The sequence below is a fragment of the Streptomyces tailanensis genome, assembly GCF_008386495.1.
Taxonomy (GTDB): domain Bacteria; phylum Actinomycetota; class Actinomycetes; order Streptomycetales; family Streptomycetaceae; genus Streptomyces; species Streptomyces tailanensis.
On the sequence record NZ_VTHJ01000002.1, the window covers coordinates 222,637 to 238,486 of the forward strand.

General features: G+C 72.4%; 11 protein-coding genes and 1 pseudogene. 4 read left to right on the forward strand and 8 right to left on the reverse strand.

The annotated features are described in order from the left end of the window. Nucleotides 1–17 precede the first annotated feature (17 nt). The 5 genes from F3T56_RS02890 to F3T56_RS02910 form a co-directional block, all read right to left on the reverse strand. On the reverse strand, nt 18–1,175 hold the full coding sequence (locus F3T56_RS02890) for a substrate-binding domain-containing protein (protein WP_246203358.1): 1,158 nt from the start codon (nt 1,173–1,175) through the stop codon (nt 18–20). A 19-nt stretch (nt 1,176–1,194) separates the two neighbouring features. Then, nucleotides 1,195–2,199: an ABC transporter permease gene (locus F3T56_RS02895; protein ID WP_149823055.1), complete on the reverse strand. Its 1,005-nt coding sequence runs from the start codon at nt 2,197–2,199 to the stop codon at nt 1,195–1,197. After that, nucleotides 2,196–3,749, reverse strand: coding sequence for a sugar ABC transporter ATP-binding protein (locus F3T56_RS02900; protein WP_149823056.1), 1,554 nt, complete (start codon nt 3,747–3,749; stop codon nt 2,196–2,198). The genes F3T56_RS02895 and F3T56_RS02900 overlap by 4 nt, the downstream gene beginning before the upstream one ends. Nucleotides 3,750–3,862: 113 nt before the next feature. Beyond that, nucleotides 3,863–6,745, reverse strand: coding sequence for a SpoIIE family protein phosphatase (locus F3T56_RS02905; protein ID WP_149823057.1), 2,883 nt, complete (start codon nt 6,743–6,745; stop codon nt 3,863–3,865). Nucleotides 6,746–6,851: 106 nt separating this feature from the next. After that, on the reverse strand, nt 6,852–7,823 hold the full coding sequence (locus F3T56_RS02910; RefSeq protein WP_149823058.1) for a cyclase family protein: 972 nt from the start codon (nt 7,821–7,823) through the stop codon (nt 6,852–6,854). A 92-nt stretch (nt 7,824–7,915) separates the two neighbouring features. Here F3T56_RS02910 and F3T56_RS02915 point away from each other — a divergent pair, with 92 nt between their 5' ends. After that, nucleotides 7,916–9,742, forward strand: a complete 1,827-nt coding sequence (locus tag F3T56_RS02915; RefSeq protein ID WP_149823059.1) for an SMI1/KNR4 family protein — start codon at nt 7,916–7,918, stop codon at nt 9,740–9,742. A gap of 136 nt (nt 9,743–9,878) precedes the next feature. Here the strand turns inward: F3T56_RS02915 and F3T56_RS02920 are convergent, their stop codons facing one another. After that, nucleotides 9,879–11,219, reverse strand: a complete 1,341-nt coding sequence (locus tag F3T56_RS02920) for an acyltransferase family protein (protein WP_149823060.1) — start codon at nt 11,217–11,219, stop codon at nt 9,879–9,881. 136 nt (nt 11,220–11,355) lie between these two features. On the opposite strand from F3T56_RS02920, the gene F3T56_RS02925 reads away from it, so the two are divergent. Then, entirely contained in the window at nt 11,356–11,982 is a 627-nt protein-coding gene (locus tag F3T56_RS02925; RefSeq protein ID WP_149823061.1) for a maleylpyruvate isomerase N-terminal domain-containing protein, read from the forward strand. A gap of 50 nt (nt 11,983–12,032) precedes the next feature. Further along, nucleotides 12,033–12,668 carry a response regulator transcription factor gene (locus F3T56_RS02930; RefSeq protein ID WP_149823062.1) on the forward strand — a complete coding sequence of 212 codons (636 nt, stop codon included), beginning with the start codon at nt 12,033–12,035 and terminating at the stop codon, nt 12,666–12,668. Nucleotides 12,669–12,679: 11 nt separating this feature from the next. Here F3T56_RS02930 and F3T56_RS02935 read toward each other — a convergent pair whose 3' ends face one another. Both F3T56_RS02935 and F3T56_RS02940 read right to left on the reverse strand, forming a co-directional pair. After that, on the reverse strand, nt 12,680–13,930 hold the full coding sequence (locus F3T56_RS02935; protein ID WP_149823063.1) for an MFS transporter: 1,251 nt from the start codon (nt 13,928–13,930) through the stop codon (nt 12,680–12,682). A gap of 54 nt (nt 13,931–13,984) precedes the next feature. Beyond that, nucleotides 13,985–14,503, reverse strand: coding sequence for a DinB family protein (locus tag F3T56_RS02940; protein ID WP_246203360.1), 519 nt, complete (start codon nt 14,501–14,503; stop codon nt 13,985–13,987). An 87-nt stretch (nt 14,504–14,590) separates the two neighbouring features. On the opposite strand from F3T56_RS02940, the pseudogene F3T56_RS02945 reads away from it, so the two are divergent. Continuing rightward, nucleotides 14,591–15,843 (forward strand): annotated as a pseudogene (locus tag F3T56_RS02945) (xanthine dehydrogenase family protein molybdopterin-binding subunit); the annotation flags it as partial. Nucleotides 15,844–15,850 lie beyond the last annotated feature (7 nt).

Consider the following 15,850-nt stretch of genomic DNA (forward strand, 5'->3'; position numbering starts at 1 on the left):
GTAGGGACGGCCGACTGTCACCTGCCCCAAATCTCGCGGTACGCCTCCCGGTAGCCCGCCGGATCCCAGGTCGTGGCGCCGTCGCTGTTGTCCGCCGTGGTGATGTGCACGGGGGCCGCGTACCCGCTGGCGGGGCTGCCGGAGAAGGACCGGTTGAACTCGTCGACGATCTGCCAGCCCTGCTGGGACAGCGGCTCGGGCACGGTGGCGGCCTGGTACTGCCTGCTGTTGATGCGCTGGAACGCGGAGGGGTCGCCGTCGCCCGCGCCGATGTTGAAGGGCGGGCCGGAGCCCGGAGTGCCGGCGGCGCGGAAGGCGGGCGCGGCGTCGGCGAAGTACAGGTCGTTGATGGCGACGGAGTGGGTCCACCTGTCCTGGAACCGGGAGAGCAGCGAGGAGATCTCGCGCGGGGTGCGGGTGCTCGCGTCCGGGATCGGGATGTTCTCGTACGAGAGCACGCGAACACCCCGGCAGGTGGCCAGTTCCTCACGGATCAGGTCGGACTTGTGCTTGGCGAAGGGGATCGAGGCGTCGGTGATGACGACGACCCCGGCGCGGCCGCCCGAGTCCGAGATGATCCACTGCGCGCTGATCGCGGCCACGTCCTCGACGCGGGTGGTGACGTTGGTGAAGAGCCGGGGCCGCTCGCTGGGGCCGGGTGCGGCGACCGCGTGCCAGCCGATGAGCGGGATGTCCGCCGCGTTGGCCCGCGCCACCTGGCGTGACGTCGCGTTGGGGTCGAAGCCGCCGATGACGATGCCGGCGGGGCGGAGGGCCACGGCCTCGCTCATCGCCGCCTGGATGCCGGCGGGTGTGCCTCCGCCGTCGATGACGCGGACGTTCCAGCCGATGACGCGTGCGGCTTCCCGTACACCTTTCGCGGCGCCCGCGACTCCGGGATTGGTCATGGTCTGGGCGACGTAGACGATGGTCCTGCGGGACACCGCCGTGGGGCCGCTGGTCGGCCCGTCCCAGGGGACGTCGGTGTCCTCGGCCCGGGTGACGGCGGCCCGGGCCTCGGCGTGGACGGCGGGGCAGCCGCTCGCGCCCGTGGGGGACTCCTCGGCATCGTCCGACGAGCCGCGTTCGCAGCCGGCGAGGGCGATGGCCGTCACCAGCAGGGCACAGAGCCTGACTTTGAAGGCGCCGGGGACGGCTGCGCGGTTGCCGTGCAAGAGAGCTCCTCTCATGGAGTCATGGGGTGGTGCCCGTCGCGCCGCCGCGCTGTCTGCGGCGGGCGGCGTATCCGGCCAGGCCCACGGCGATGAGCAGGGTGCCGCCGTGGAACAGCGGGACCGTCCAGAAGTCGGCGCCCAGCTGGCCGAGGCCGGTGAGGCCGACGGCGAGAACGGCGACGGCCACGGCGGTGCCGAGGGCGTTGGGGCGGCCGGGTTTGATCGCGGTGGAGCCGAGGAGGGCCCCGACGAAGGCGGGCAGCAGATAGTCGAGGCCGACGCTCGGGTTGCCGATCTGCTGCTGGGCCGCGAGCAGCACTCCGGCGAGGCCGACGATCAGCCCCGACGCGGCGAAGGCGTACACGGTGTACTTGCGGGTCGGGATGCCCAGGAGGTCGGCCGCGCGCGGGTTCGAGCCGACGACGTACAGATACCGGCCGAGCGGCAGGCGCTCCAGCACGACCCAGAGGACGGCCGCGAGGGCGAGCACGTAGAAGGCGGGGACCGGCAGGCCGAGGAACGTGGAGTCGTAGAGGTCGGTGAACGCGGGCGGGAGGCCCCGGGGGCCGGGGACGATCCTGCCTCCGTCGGTGATCCAGCCGGTCACCGCGTACAGCATGCTGCCGGTGCCGAGGGTGGCGATGAAGGAGTCGATGCGGCCGAACTCGACGATGACACCGTTGAGGACGCCCACGACCGCACCGCCGGCGATCACCGCGAGACAGGCGAGCGGCCAGGGCCACCCGTTGTTGACGACGAGTTGCAGCACCATGACGTGGGCCAGGCCGAGGGCGTAGCCGATGGAGAGGTCGAACGCGCCGGTCACGATGGGGACCATGGCGGCGAGCGCGAGGACGGCCGGGATCGACTGGTTGGACAGGATCGAGTCGACGGTGTTCAGCGTGGGGAAGGTGTCCGGCAGGGCGAGGGAGAAGGTCAGATACAGCAGGGCGGTGAGGACGAGCAGGCCGTAGGAGCCGATCAGGTGCCCGCCGGGACGGCCCGGCCCGTCCGGACGGCTCATGGATTCGTCCCGGTTCCGTGCGGAGGCACGGCCGAGGCCGCCCTGGTGAGCCCGGCGACCGTGAGCTCCGCACCGCTCAGCTCGGTGGTGACCGATCCGCGGACGAACACCAGCGTGCGTCGGCACACCCGCGCGACCTCCTCGAAGTCGGTCGAGATGAGGAGGACAGCGAGGCCCGCGGCCAGGGCCTCGTCGAGCAGGCGGTGGATCGCGGCCTTGGCGCCGACGTCCACGCTCGCGGTCGGCTCCTCGAGGATCAGCAGCCGCAGGCCCGCCCGGAACCACCGGCCGATCATGACCTTCTGCTGGTTTCCGCCGGACAGGGTGGCGATGGCGGCCTCGCTGTCGCGGGGGCGCACCGAGAACCGTTCGATCAGGGCGGTCGCCTCGGCGCGTTCGCGGCGGGGCCTGATCCAGCGCAGCGCCGGCCGGTCTCCGGCGCGCGGATCGGCCAGGAAGTTCTCGCGTACGGTCAGCTCGGCGAGGCAGCCTTCCCGTTGTCGGTCGCCGGGTACGAAGCCGACGCCGAGCCGGACGGCGTCGGTGACGGTGTGCGGACGGTACGGGCGTCCCGCGAGCAGGGCCCTCCCGTCGAGCAGGGGCCGGGCGCCGGCCAAGGCCCGGCCCAGGTCCATGTGCCCGGCGCCCGAGAGGCCGATGAGGCCCAGGGCTTCCCCGGCCCTCAGTTCCAGGCTGACCGGTCCCGCGCCGGCGGTCCGTACGCCGTCGAGGGTGAGGACGGCCGACGTGTCGGCGGGTGCCGCGGCGGGACGGTGTTCGGCCAGTTGCGCGCCGACGATGTCGTGGACGAGGCGGACCGGGCTGTGACCCGCCAGGGGGCCGTGGCTGACGAGGTGACCGTCCCGCAGTACGGCGAAGGTGTCGGCGACCTCGTACACCTCGTCCAGGCGATGGCTGACGTAGAGGATGGCATGTCCCCGGTCGCGCAGGGTGTGCAGGACGCTGAAGAGGCGGGCGCAGTCCGCGGCCGGGAGGCGGGCGGTCGGCTCGTCGAGGACGATGAGCTTCGCGCGGGCGGCCAGGGCCCTGGCGATGGCGACCAGCGAACGCTCGGCCGGGGCGAGGCGGGCGACGGGTGTGCCGGGGTCGAGGTGTCCGGCGACGACGCGCAGGGCGTCGGCGCAGCGCTCGCGGGTCCGCCGCCACGAGATCAGTCCGGTGCGGCGCCCGTATCCGGTGCCCAGGGCGATGTTCTCGGCGACCGTCATCCACTCCACGAGACCGAGGTCCTGGTGGATGAACGACATGCTGTGCGAGGCGGCATGGCTGCCGAGGGGGTGCCCGTCCACCGTGATCTGTCCCGCGTCCGCGTGGTGGATGCCGGCGAGCACCTTGATGAGCGTGGACTTTCCGGCGCCGTTGGGCCCGAGGAGGGCGAGGACGCTGCCGACGTGGACGTCGAGGTCAACCCCGGCCAGTGCGACGGTCCCCCCGAACCGCTTGGCGAGCCCGCGGATGCGGACCAGGAGTTCCACCTCGAAGGGCTGCGCCGCCATCGCGGACGGGTCGGGAGCGTCGTGCACGGACATCTCCGAGGGTCGGCCAGGTGAGTTCTTCCCGACGTTCACGGTGGATGCTAGCCGACTAAATCACAACATTTCGGATATACGCCCGCGACGGTGGATACGCCCTCGCGGACCGTCTATGCGGCGTCCGCGGCGGCCGGCTCGCATTCGGCCCAGATGACCTTGCCCTCGGGGAGGTAGCGCACGCCCCAACTCTGCGACAGTTGCGCGACGAGGAACAGGCCCCGCCCGCCCTCGTCTGTGGTCGCCGCGCGGCGCAGGTGAGGTGCGGTGTTGCTGGTGTCGGAGACCTCGCAGATCAGGGTGCGGTCGTACAGCAGCCGCACCCTGATGGGGCCCGCGCCGTGGCGGATGGCGTTGGTGACCAGCTCGCTCAGGATCAGTTCCGCGGCGAACGCGGCCTCGTCGAGTCCCCAGTCGGCCAGTCGCCGGCCGGCGAAGGCGCGGACTTCGCCGACGAGGGCCGGGTCGGCGGGCAGCTCCCAGGTGGCGACCCGGTCGGGGCCGAGGGCGTGGGTGCGGGCGACGAGCAGGGCGATGTCGTCGTACGGGTGGGCGGGCGCCACGGTGTCCAGGATCGCCTGGCAGGTCTGCTCGGGGGTGCGCTCCGGGTGGTGGGCCAGGGCGTCGCGCAGCTGGTCGAGGACCACGTCGACGTCACGGTGCCGGTCCTCGATGAGTCCGTCGGTGTAGAGGACCAGCTGACTGTTCTCGGGGATGTCGATCTCGACGGCGTCAAAAGGCAGCCCGCCGAGGCCGAGCGGAGGGCCGGCCGGCAGGTCGGGGTACGACACGGTGCCGTCGGGGCGGACCACCGCGGGCGGCGGATGGCCGGCACGGGCCATGACGGACTGCTGCGAGGTCGGGTCGTAGATCACGTACAGGCACGTCGCGCCGATGATGCCTGCGCCCTCGCTGCCGGGGTCCTCGCGGTCCAGGCGCGCCACGAGGTTGTCGAGGTGGGTGAGGACCTCCTCCGGGGGGAAGTCGAGTTCGGCGTAGCTGCGTGCGGCGGTCCGCAGTCGCCCCATGGTGGCGGCGGACAGCATGCCGTGGCCGACGACGTCGCCGACCAGGAGTCCGATGCGGGCGCCGGAGAGCGGGATGACGTCGTACCAGTCTCCGCCGACATCGGACTCGGCGGGCAGATAGCGGTGGGCGACCTCAACGGCGTCCTGGTCGGGCAGTCCGTGCGGGAGCAGTCTGCGCTGGAGGGCCAGGACCATGGTGCGTTCGTGGGTGTAGCGCCGGGCGTTGTCGATGGACAGGGCGGCGCGGGCGGCGAGCTCCTGGGCCAGCGAACGGTCGTCGTCACCGAAGGGGGCGGGGTCCTGGGCGCGGTAGAAGCTGGCGATGCCCAGGACCACCCCGCGCGCGACCAGGGGTACCGCGATGAGGGAGTGGACGTGGGACAGCAGCCGGTCGGTGTGCTCGGGGTCCTGCGCGAGCCAGCCCGCGGCAGCCTTCAGGTCCGGTTCCAGCACCGCCTGTCCGCCGGTCAGACAGCGCAGCTGGGGCGCGGTCGGGCCGAAGTCGATCCGCTTGCCGACCGGGGTGAACGGGAGGTCGTCGCGGATGCCGTGGACCACCGTACGCCGCAGATCACCGACAGGATCGGTGGGCTCCTCGCCCCGCAGTACGGCCTCGGGCAGGTCGACGGTGACGAAGTCGGCCAGGCGCGGGACGGCCGTCTCGGCGAGCTCCTCGGCGGTGCGGCGCACGTCCAGGGTGGTGCCTATGCGGGCGCTCGCCTCGGACAGCAACTCGAGGCGACGGCGCGCGGCCAGGGCGTACGCGCCGACGTGCGGCTCCCCGAGAAGGAGGAGGCTTCTGGGTGATGGCGTTGGTAGGGGGCCGGGTGGTGGGGTGACGGGGAGGCGCGTGGGTTGAGGTGCGGCGAGGGCTGCGGGCCGGGGTGCGGCGGCAGGCTCGGCAGGGACGGCCAGGAGTTCGTCCGGTGGGCGCGGAACGGCCAGGGCTTCGCCTGCCAGGGCCTGTCCTGCCACGGCCTTCCCCGCCCGGTCCCGTACCGGCTCGGCCCCTCCCACCGGCGCCCCTCCCCGCGACAGGCCGGGCAGGACCGCCTCGACGGCGATGCCCTCCACTCCGGAGGCGCTCGTCATCGGGCGGCTGACGAGGGTGACCCGGCGCCCGTCGGAGAGGGGTACGTCGATGGCGGCCCGCTGTGCGCGGGAGATCAGCTCGGCGGCCTTCTCCAGGAGGAGGGCCTGGTCGCCGGGGCGCAGCTCGGGGGCCAGTTCGCCCACCGCGAGGCTGTGGTGCGGCCCGTCGGCGGCTTCGGCTCCGGCGGCGTGGTACGCCCGCAGCAGAGCGCGCCCACGAGCGGAACTCTGCCCCAGCAGGCGCTGTTCCATCGCCTGGGCCGCTTTGCGGATCACGACGGCGAACTCCGGGTTCTCGGCGCTGCGCGGATAGCCGAAGCACAGCACGCCCTCGATACGCCCGCTGAGCGGGTCGTGGACGGGCAGCGCGACGCAGGCGTTCCCCTGGGCGCGCTCCGCGAAGTGCTCGGCGCCGTAGACCTGGATGAGCTGGCGCTCCGCCAGGGCCAGGCCGATGCCGTTGGTACCGCCGTACTGCTCCGCGAACACGAAGCCCGGGACCCGTTGGATCGCCGGGAGGCCGCCGGCCAGCATCGGCTCGCCGAATCGGCGCAGGAGGACGGTTCCGTTCGCGTCGGCGACGGAGATGTTGATCTCGCTGCCGGAGTACCTGGACTGCAGCCGGTCGAGCACCGGTACGGCCGCGCGGACGAGCGGGCCGTCCGGATCGAAGCCGTCGTGGAAGGGGAGGTCGGACCGGTCGGGTGAGAGGCCGAGGGTCCGGCAGCGCCGCCACGAGTCCAGGATCGACGTCCGCACGCCCCCCTCCGTCACGTCGACCGGCTCACCCTGCAGAAACCGCTCACGGACAAGGGCAGGGCCGGTGCCGCCTGTGGCACGCCCCGTCGGCATCGGTTCCCTGCCGGACCGAACCACGCTTCACCTCACTCCAACCGCCATCATCCGCTTTTAGCAGAAAAGCTGATATTGCCGAGGATACGGTCATTAGGGGCACTAGTCACAGGACTGCTCACCGCACCACTCACAGCACCGCGATCGGGCTGACGGGCGAGCCGGTCCCTCCGGGTACGTTCAGCGGCGTCACGACGAACAGGAATCTGTGCCTCTCCGCCTCGGCGGTCGCGGCGGAGAGGGCCTCCAGGTCGAGGTTGTCCAGCAACGGAACTCCCATCGCGGCGACGGCCAGGGCGTGGACGGGCGAGTGCACGCCGTCCACGGGCGAGGGCCGTACGTCGCTGTCACCGTCGCTCCCGAGCAGTACGACACCTCGCTCGGCCAGCAGCGGTACGGCGTCCACGTGGAAGCCCGCGCTCGCCGTGTCGGGGTCCCAGGCACCGAGTTCCGCGCGGCGGCGGACGCTGCCGGTGCGCAGCAGCACCGCGTCACCCTCGCCGATCGTCACGTCGAGTGCCTCCTCGGCGGCGATGACGTCGTCCGCGTGTACGGCCCGGCCGGGTTCCAGCCAGCGGGTGCCGAGGGCGGCGGGGAGGTCAAGGAGTACCCCCGTCGTCACCAGGGGGCCCAGCGCCGACACCGCGCCGAAGCGGGCGCCCGCGGCGTCGACGACCTCGCGTGCGGCCCGGCCGTCGTAGAGCCGGCCCCGGTAGGCGATGTGGCACAGCGCGTCGAGATGGGTGACTCCCTTGCCGTGGTAGTCGGCGGCGATGAAGTCCTTGTGGGTGGCGGGTTCCGGGCTCTCCACGTCCCCGAGGTCGGTCATGTGGTGCAGGGCGGGCTTCTTGTTGTCGGGCCCGGGCCGGGTGTTCCAGGGCAGCGCCATCGGCACGACCGTCCCGGTCCGCACCTCGGCCATGGCGCGCCGCACATGGTCCGCGGTCACCCGGTTCCAGGCACCGCGGTCGGCCGGGGTCCAGCGGCCCCAGGTGCGCACCGACGCGAAGAGCGCGTCGAACTCCCGACGGGAGACGGCGGGCCCGTTGCCGGTACCGCCGCGACCAGTCGGCTTGGGGAGTAGCTCGTCGCCGGCCGCCATATCGATCAGGATGGCGGGGCCCGCTCCCCCCTTCAACCGCAGACCCGTAGCTCGGAGTGGCTTGTCAGTGGTGGGCCGTAAGGTCCCGTGCCATGACCTTGTTACCCGCCGTCGAAGAGTCCTGGGCCCGCATCGACACCTGGCTGGCCCGCCATGCTCCCCTCAGCCACGCCCGGCTGCGTCCACCGGCGTCCGAGGCGGACATAGCCGCGGCCGAGCGCACGCTCCAGGTCACGTTCCCTCCCGACCTCGTGGCGTCACTTCGCTGCCACGACGGGGTCGAACTGGAGGAGGGAACACCGCAGTTGGCGTACTACGGGCCCCTTTCCAAGGTCGCCGACATCGTCAAGAGCACCCAGTTCCAGCGCGATGTCGGCGAGGGGCTGGCCGACGCGGAGGATGAGGGCGACGAGGAGAACCCGGAGGCTGAGCTGGGGGTGTTCTGGCGCCGGGAGTGGTTGCTGATCACCTTGGGCATCGGTTGGCAGTCCTCCGACGGATTGTTCGTCTCCTGCCGCCGTGGGCCCAACTTCGGCCGTGTGGGCCGGTACTTCGACGAGGACGTGCCCTCCTTCACCCCGTGGTCCTCGCTGCGGCACGCGCTGGCCGACTTCGCCGATGCCCTGGAGGGCGGACACAAGTTCAACTTCCGTGTTCCGCTGGCCGTGGACGGCGTCCTGCTGTGGGAGGACGAGAGGTCCGTCATCCCGGACCCGGTCTCCCCACTGGTGCTGGCGGCCGCCACCACCGAACCGGTGCCGGCGCCTCCCGACGCCGCCGAGCCACCGGTCACCCCCACCGGACTTACCGGGCCTGCCGCTTCGGCGCAGGGCGACGGAAGCCGCATTCTCGTCTTCGCCCGCGTCACCCGCCCCCGTCCGGAACCGCTGCCGGATCAGCCCGATGTGGTCTTCGTGGAGGGCGTCACCCCGGCCGAACTGCTGCACCGGCTGGGCGCGATCCCCGACACAGTCCGGCCGCGCGGCCGGCGGTGGGCGCAGGACGCGGCGGCCTCGACCTGGGCGGGGCACCGGCCGATGGTCCGGGTGGGCACGGTCGGCGACTGGTCGTACGCCACCCAGGAGGACGAGCAGGTCGGGGCCGCGCAGTTCGCCCGGCCCGAGGTGCTGCGGCTGCTGTCCGCGGGCAGTCGGGCGGTGGCACTGACCAGGCGCGGCCCGGAGGTGTGTCTCTCCGTCACCGAGGACGGCGTCGTGCGTCCGGAAGCGGTCCAACGCGTCATGTCGCCGCGCGAGGGCAACGTGCAGTCGCCGGGTGGGCACTTGGCCAGGCGTCAAGGGGTGGATCTCTGGCCCGGCTCGACCGCGACGTACGCTCGTCTTCTGGCGGACCTGGCAGAGGATTTCGGCATTGTCTACCGCCCGGAGCAGGACGCGGCCGAGGCGCTGAGCAGCGCCCTGCTGCTGCCGGTCCTGAACGACTTCCCCGAGTACGAACGCCGGCCCGAGCCCGAGGTACGCGGCTTCAACCTGGCCGGGGTCCTGGAGCGGGCCCGCCCGCAGCGACTGCGCGGCGCGGTCGCGGCGCAGTTGGCGCGGCTGGCGGCGGAGACCGGCATCGACTCCTACGAGGAGGTGGCGAACGCGCTGGAGGACATCCGCCGGGGCGAGGCGGTCCGGCTCGACCTGGGCGATCCGCTGGATGTGCGTATACGCACCCTTGCGGCGGAGAGATGGTCGGCTCGGCAGTTGGCGCGACCCTCATGGCGTGGTGATCAAGAACCCGTCGGCCAGGAGGACCTGAGCGCCTGGGTGGCGCGGGAGGGCGCGGCACAGGCGTTGCGGGCGTTCGTGCGGCTGCCGGTTCCCGTCGCCGCGTCGAAGATCCTCCACCAGCGGCTCTCCGTCCACTGGCGCGCCGAATTCGCCGCCGATCTGGCCGATCTGGAAGCTACGTGACCGAGGTCCCTTTCCCGGCTCCAGCAAATCGGGCTTCGGCCGTGCGGCGGGGCACGACAAGACGGGTCCGGCCTCCCCTCGGCCACTCGCGGTTCCCGAACACGCGCTCACCTCTCGCGTCCTGGCCGACCGGGTGTCAGGCGGCCTCCTCCAACGTGTCCTTGGAGTTCTCGGCGGGGCGTCGCCTCGCACGCTGGGGAAGCACGATCAGCAGGGTGCCGAGGGCCAGGCCCAGTGTGGGCAGTACGGGGATCCGGCCTTCGGGTGCGAAACCGTGTACGGCGAAGCGGGTCAGCGCGGCGACGGCGGCACCGAGGCCGAGCCACAGCGGCCAGGAGCGGCGCGGGGCGGCGTCCGGTCGGATGGGCCCGTACCGCGCGTCCGGCCGAAGGCGCTCGTACAGGGCCGCCAGCCCGCGGTCCAAGGGCAGCAGAACCGCCACGACTCCGGCCAGGACGACGCCGAGCACGAGCAGCCAGGGCACCCGCAGCGCCCACCATGCCGCGGATCCGAAGGCGGGTTCGGGCGCGATCCCGGTGAGGTAGAACGCGGCGGCGACCAGCACAGGCAGCATGTGCCACAGATACAGCGTCATGCTGGCCCCGCCCACCGGGCGCACCACCCGCCACACCCGCTCCCGGTCCAGAAGCCGCCGCATTCCCCGTGCGGCCAGGAGGCACAGACCCACCTGGGCCACCGCCCACGCCAGCATCGCCGCCGACGGCGGATCGGTGTTGCTCGGGCTCTGCCCGGTCACCAGGATCAGGCTGACCGGGAACGGCCCGAGACCGACCAGTGCCACGAAGGCCAACCCTCCGCCCGCCGCCATCGCGGGCGCGACCGCCCGGTGTCCGGTCAGCCGACCGTCGCGCCAGCAGAAGCCCAACTGGTAGGCCACGCCCCACACGAGCACGTAGTTGAGCAGCCCGACGTACGGCGTGTGCACCGCCACCACCGACACGCTCGCGGCCAGGGCGACCACGCCCATGGCCAGGGGAACGGCCGGCCCCCAGCGCCGGTGCGCCGCGTGCAGGACCGGGGTCAGCGCACTGAGAATCAGATACACCGGGAGGAACCAGAACTGCATCGCCATCGCCCACCCCACCAGCGCGAGGGTGTCCGGATCCACGCCGACCGCCGCACAGACCCCTACGGCGAGCAGCACGAGGGCGCTGTACACGCCCGCCGGGAGCAGCAGCCGCAGCGCCCGTCCCGCCACCCACCCGGCCGCCGTACCACCCGCCGCCCGGGCGCGCACCCAGGAGCCGCCCGCCGCATGGCCCCCGGCCAGGAAGAACAGCGGCATGACCTGGAAGCCCAGGGTCAGCCACTGGGTCCACGGAACGACCGCCAGCAGCTCGGGCGCGGTGATCTCCCCTCCGGGTCCGCGGACCAGAGCGGTGATCAGCCAGTGGCCGATCACCACCAGCACGATGGCCCAGGCGCGCAGGAAGTCGACGTAGCGATCTCTGCTCATACGTCGTCATGCTGCCCTGTGTCCCAGGTCATCGGCGTGGCAAGACCATGCCGCAACCAACCCGTGCCCGGCACGACACCATCCGCGCACGCCAACTGGGTTGGAAGGGACCAACCTTTCAACCTACCTTGCCGATGTGGATCTCTTCTCACGTTCCTGGACAGCACTGCTCACGACCGTCGCCGAACTGTCGGACGAGGACTTCGCCCAGCCGTCCGGCTGCGCCGGCTGGCTCGTGCGGGACCTGGTGTGCCACCTGGTCATCGACGCGCAGGACGTCCTGATCACCCTCGTGACCCCGGCCGACGCGGAACCGACCCGTGATGCGGTGACCTACTGGGAGGTCTCCGCGACGCCGCCCGCCGGTGACGACCCGCTCAACGCGCTGACCGTACGGCTGGCCGCCGCGCACGGGGAGCCGTGGCTGCTCAAGTTCCACCTCGACGACGTCGGCTCCGCCGCCGGTCGCGCCGCCGGACTCGCCGACCCGGCCCTCCGGGTCAGCACCCGCGACGAGGTCCTCACCGTGGGCGACCACCTCTCCGCGTACGTCCTGGAGTGGACGCTGCACCACCTCGACCTGGTCGCGCACCTCCCGAACGCGGCGGGACCGCCGACGGCGGGGCTTGCCCGGTCACACGAGCTGCTGGAGAGCATCGCCCGGGCCGAGTTCCCCGTGTCGTTCTCCGACCAGGACGCGCTCCACCGGTGTGTGGACGTTCCCCGGCGCCGGGCCGGGCACGCTGGACGTGGGCGCTCGTAGACTGGCGGCCGGATCTCGGCGGGCGAAGCGGAGCGGACGGAACCGGCTCGATGACTGTCCACATCCTGATCGTCGACGACCATCCCGTCGTACGCCTCGGCCTCCGCGGCATGCTCGAGGCCTACGACGACCTGCGCGTCGTGAGCGAGGCCGGCTCCGGCGACGAGGCGACCGTCCTCGCCGCCGCGACGCGCCCGGACGTCATCCTGATGGACCTGCGGATGCCGGGTGCCGACGGCGCCACCGCGACGGCGCGCATCCGCCAGGAACACCCCGGCGTCCGTGTGCTCGTGCTGACCACCTACGAAGGCGACGCCGACATCCTGCCGGCGATCGAGGCCGACGTCACCGGTTACCTGCTCAAGGACACCCCGATCGGCACCCTGACCGACGCGATCCGCGCGGCCGCCCGCGGCGAAACCGTCCTCGCCCCGCCGGTGGCCGCCCGGCTGGTGACCCACATGCAGGCGCCGGCCGGGGAGCAGCTGACCCCCTGCGAGGTTCAGGTACCCGGCCTCGTCGCGCGCGGTCTGTCCAACAGCGAGATCGGCCGGCAGCTGTACATCGGCGAAGCGACGGTGAAGACGCACCTGCTGCGCACGTTCGTCAAGCTGGGCGTCAACGACCGCACCGCGGCCGTCACCGTCGCCCTCTCCCGCGGCATTCTCACCTCACCTCACCAGTGAGCGGTCAGCGTTCACCTGCTCCTCGCGGTGGCGGCGATGGCCGGGAGGACGGCGAGGGCGAGGATGCCGCCGGTGAGGGCGAGGACGGGGTAGCCGGCGGCGGAGACGACGAGGCCGGAGGAGAGGCCGCCGGTGGCGCCGGCGATGGCGATGGAGACGTCGACCGTGCCCTGGGTCTTGGCGCGGGTGGCCAGCGGTACGGCGTCGGTGATCATCGCGGTGCCGGAGACGAGGCCGAGGTTCCAGCCCAGGCCAAGGAGGGCGAGCGCCAAAGCCAACAAGGCGACGGAGTCCGCGGGCGCGACGGCGGCGGTGATTCCGGCGGCGAGCAGGGTGAGGCCGGAGGCGGCGGCGATCACGGTGCGGCCGTACGCGTCGACGAGCCAGCCGGTCAACGGCGAGGGCAGATACATCGCGCCGACGTGGATGGCGATGACGAGGCCGGATGCGGCGGTGCCATGGCCGTGGTCGTGCATGTGCACGGGGGTCATGGTCATGATCGCGACCATGACGAGCTGGGTGAGGATCATCGTCAGCGCGCCCGTCATCAGCCCGGGACCGCGCTTGGGTGCGGGGGCCGGCTCGGCGACGTCACCCGTCGTCCGCTGCTGGAGGTCGAGGCTGCGGGCGAGCAGCAGGGGGTCGGGGCGCAGCCACACGGCGAGGACGAGGGCGGCCAGCGCGTAGGCCGCGCCGGAGAGCAGGAACGGCCCGGCCAGGGTGGGGATGCCGAGCGTGTCGGCGAGGTCGCCGGTGGGTGCGGCGAGGTTGGGGCCGACGACGCCGCCGAGGGTGGTGGCGACCAGGACGGTGGAGACGGCGCGGCCGCGGTGGGCGGGCGCGGCGAGGTCGGCTCCGGCGTACCGGGCCTGGAGGTTGGTGGCGGTTCCGGCGCCGTAGACGAACAAGGCGATGAAGAGCAGCACCGGGTTGTCGGCGACGACGGCGGCGATGACGCCCGCGCTGCCGACGGCGCCGGCCAGGTATCCCGCGGCCAGGCCCGGTCGGCGGCCCCGGGCCTGGGAGATGCGGCCGATGGTGACGGCGGCGAGGGCCGAGCCGGCGGTGAACAGGGCGCTGGGCAGCCCCGCGAGGTCGGTAGAGCCGAGCATGTCCTGAGCGAGCAGGGCTCCCACGGTGATACCGGCCGCGAGCCCCGCCCCGCTCAGGATCTGGCTGCTGACCAGGACGGCGAGGACGCGACGCTGCGCCTCGGGCCGCGAGGTTATACCGGCGGTGGTGTCCAGGGCGGTGCTTGTCACAGGCGAGTTCTCCCAATGGCTCTATGGCTCTGTGGCCCCATGGCTACAGGACGTCTACGACGAGGTAGCCGTCGATACGGCGTACGAACTCGCTGTCGGGATCGGACGGGAGCGCGTGGCCGAGGTCGCTCGCGCGGACTTCGCTGATCCACTGGTCGTGCTGGTACTCGTGGTTGATGAGCGTGGTGAGCAAGTGGGCGGGACGATGGCGAGTGGGGTGGGGGCGCCGACCCGGCCGACGGCGATGTCGCCGATACCGGCGTGCACGCGTTCGGCGACCGTGGTGCGGAAGTCGGTGAGGCGTCGGATCGTGGGCAGGGCTCCGCGGAAGCTCTCGGGGTTCGCCGAATCCATCAGGCCATCCAGCTCCGGGTCCGGGCTGGGCTCGGCCGCGGTGAGGTTGCGGATCATGAAGTGGGCGACGTGGGCCTGATGCCCCAGGTGCCAGCCGATGGCGCTGGAGTTCTCGTGCGGGCGCCAGGTCACCTCGTCCGGGGTGAGATCCTTCCACAGGTCGTCGGTGTAGGCACGGGCACGGTCGTACTCGCGCAGCAACGCGTCTATCTGGAGCATGAGTTCGCCTCATCTGTGGTCAAGGATGCCGTTGTGGCCAGGGATACCGTTGTGGTCAGAGATGGCGCTGTGGTCAGGGACGCCGTCCAGCGGATCAGGCTCGGCGCCGACTCCGACGGACCGCTGCGCGCGCTGGAGCACAGCTCCCTGAACCAGACGTCGACCGTGCAGGAGTACGTCGAGACCAGCGCCACCATCACACGGACGATGTACGACGCCGACGCCCACCACACGGCCGACAGGGCCGTACGGCTCGACGTGCCGACACCCACCTGGATGCACGCGCCCGGAGATGCGCCGGGGTCGTTCGCGCTGGAGTCGGCCCTCGACGAACTCGCCGAGAAGTGCGGCATCGACCCGATCGAACTGCGCGCCCGCAACGAACCCGAGCGCGGCCCGGTGTCCGGCCTGCCGTACAGCAGCCGCAAGCTCCTCGACTGCTTCCGTGAGGGCGCCCGCCGGTTCGGCTGGGCGGACCGCGACCCGCGCCCCGGTGTGCGCCGCGACGGCCGCCGGCTGCTCGGCACCGGGACGGCGGCGGCCTCCTTCCACACGCTGGCCATGCCGGCCACGGCGGCCGTGACGGCGGAGGCGGACGGCACCTTCACGGTGCGGATCAACGCGGCGGACGTTTCGGAACCGGGGCGCGGACAGCACTCACCCTGACCGCCGCGGACGCACTGGAGGTGACACCGGACCAGGTCCGGGTGCGGCTCGGAGACAGCGACTTCGGGCCGGCGTGGGTCGCCGCCGGCTCGATGGGCACCCGCTCCTGGGCCTGGGCGATCACGGACGCGGCCACCGAACTGCGGAAGCGGCTCGCCCTGACCACCACCGGCATCCCGCCGGAGGGCATCACCGCGCGCGCCGACACCACCCAGTCGGTCTTCGGACTCCCGCCCAAGGAACGGCGCGCCTACGGGGCCCAGTTCGCCGAGGCCGCCGTGGACGTCGCCACCGGCGAGGTGCGCGTACGGCGGATGCTCGGCATCTTCGCGGCGGGCCGGATCGTCAACCCGCTCACCGCACGCAGCCAGTTCACCGGCGGCATGACCTGGGGCATCTCCATGGCCCTGCACGAGGAGGCGGTCAGGGACCAAGCCTCGGGCGGCCTCTACGGCGCCGACCTCGCGGGCTACCACGTCGCCGCGCACACCGACGTCCCCGCCATCGAGGCCGACTGGGTGGACGACCCCGACCCCGACGACCCGGTCGGCATCAAGGGCATCGGCGAGATCGGCATCGTGGGCGCCGCGGCGGCGATCGCCAACGCGGTCTGGCGCGCCACCGGCGTCCGCCACCGCCACCTGCCCATCCGGCCGGACCGCGTCCTGATGGCAGGCGGCC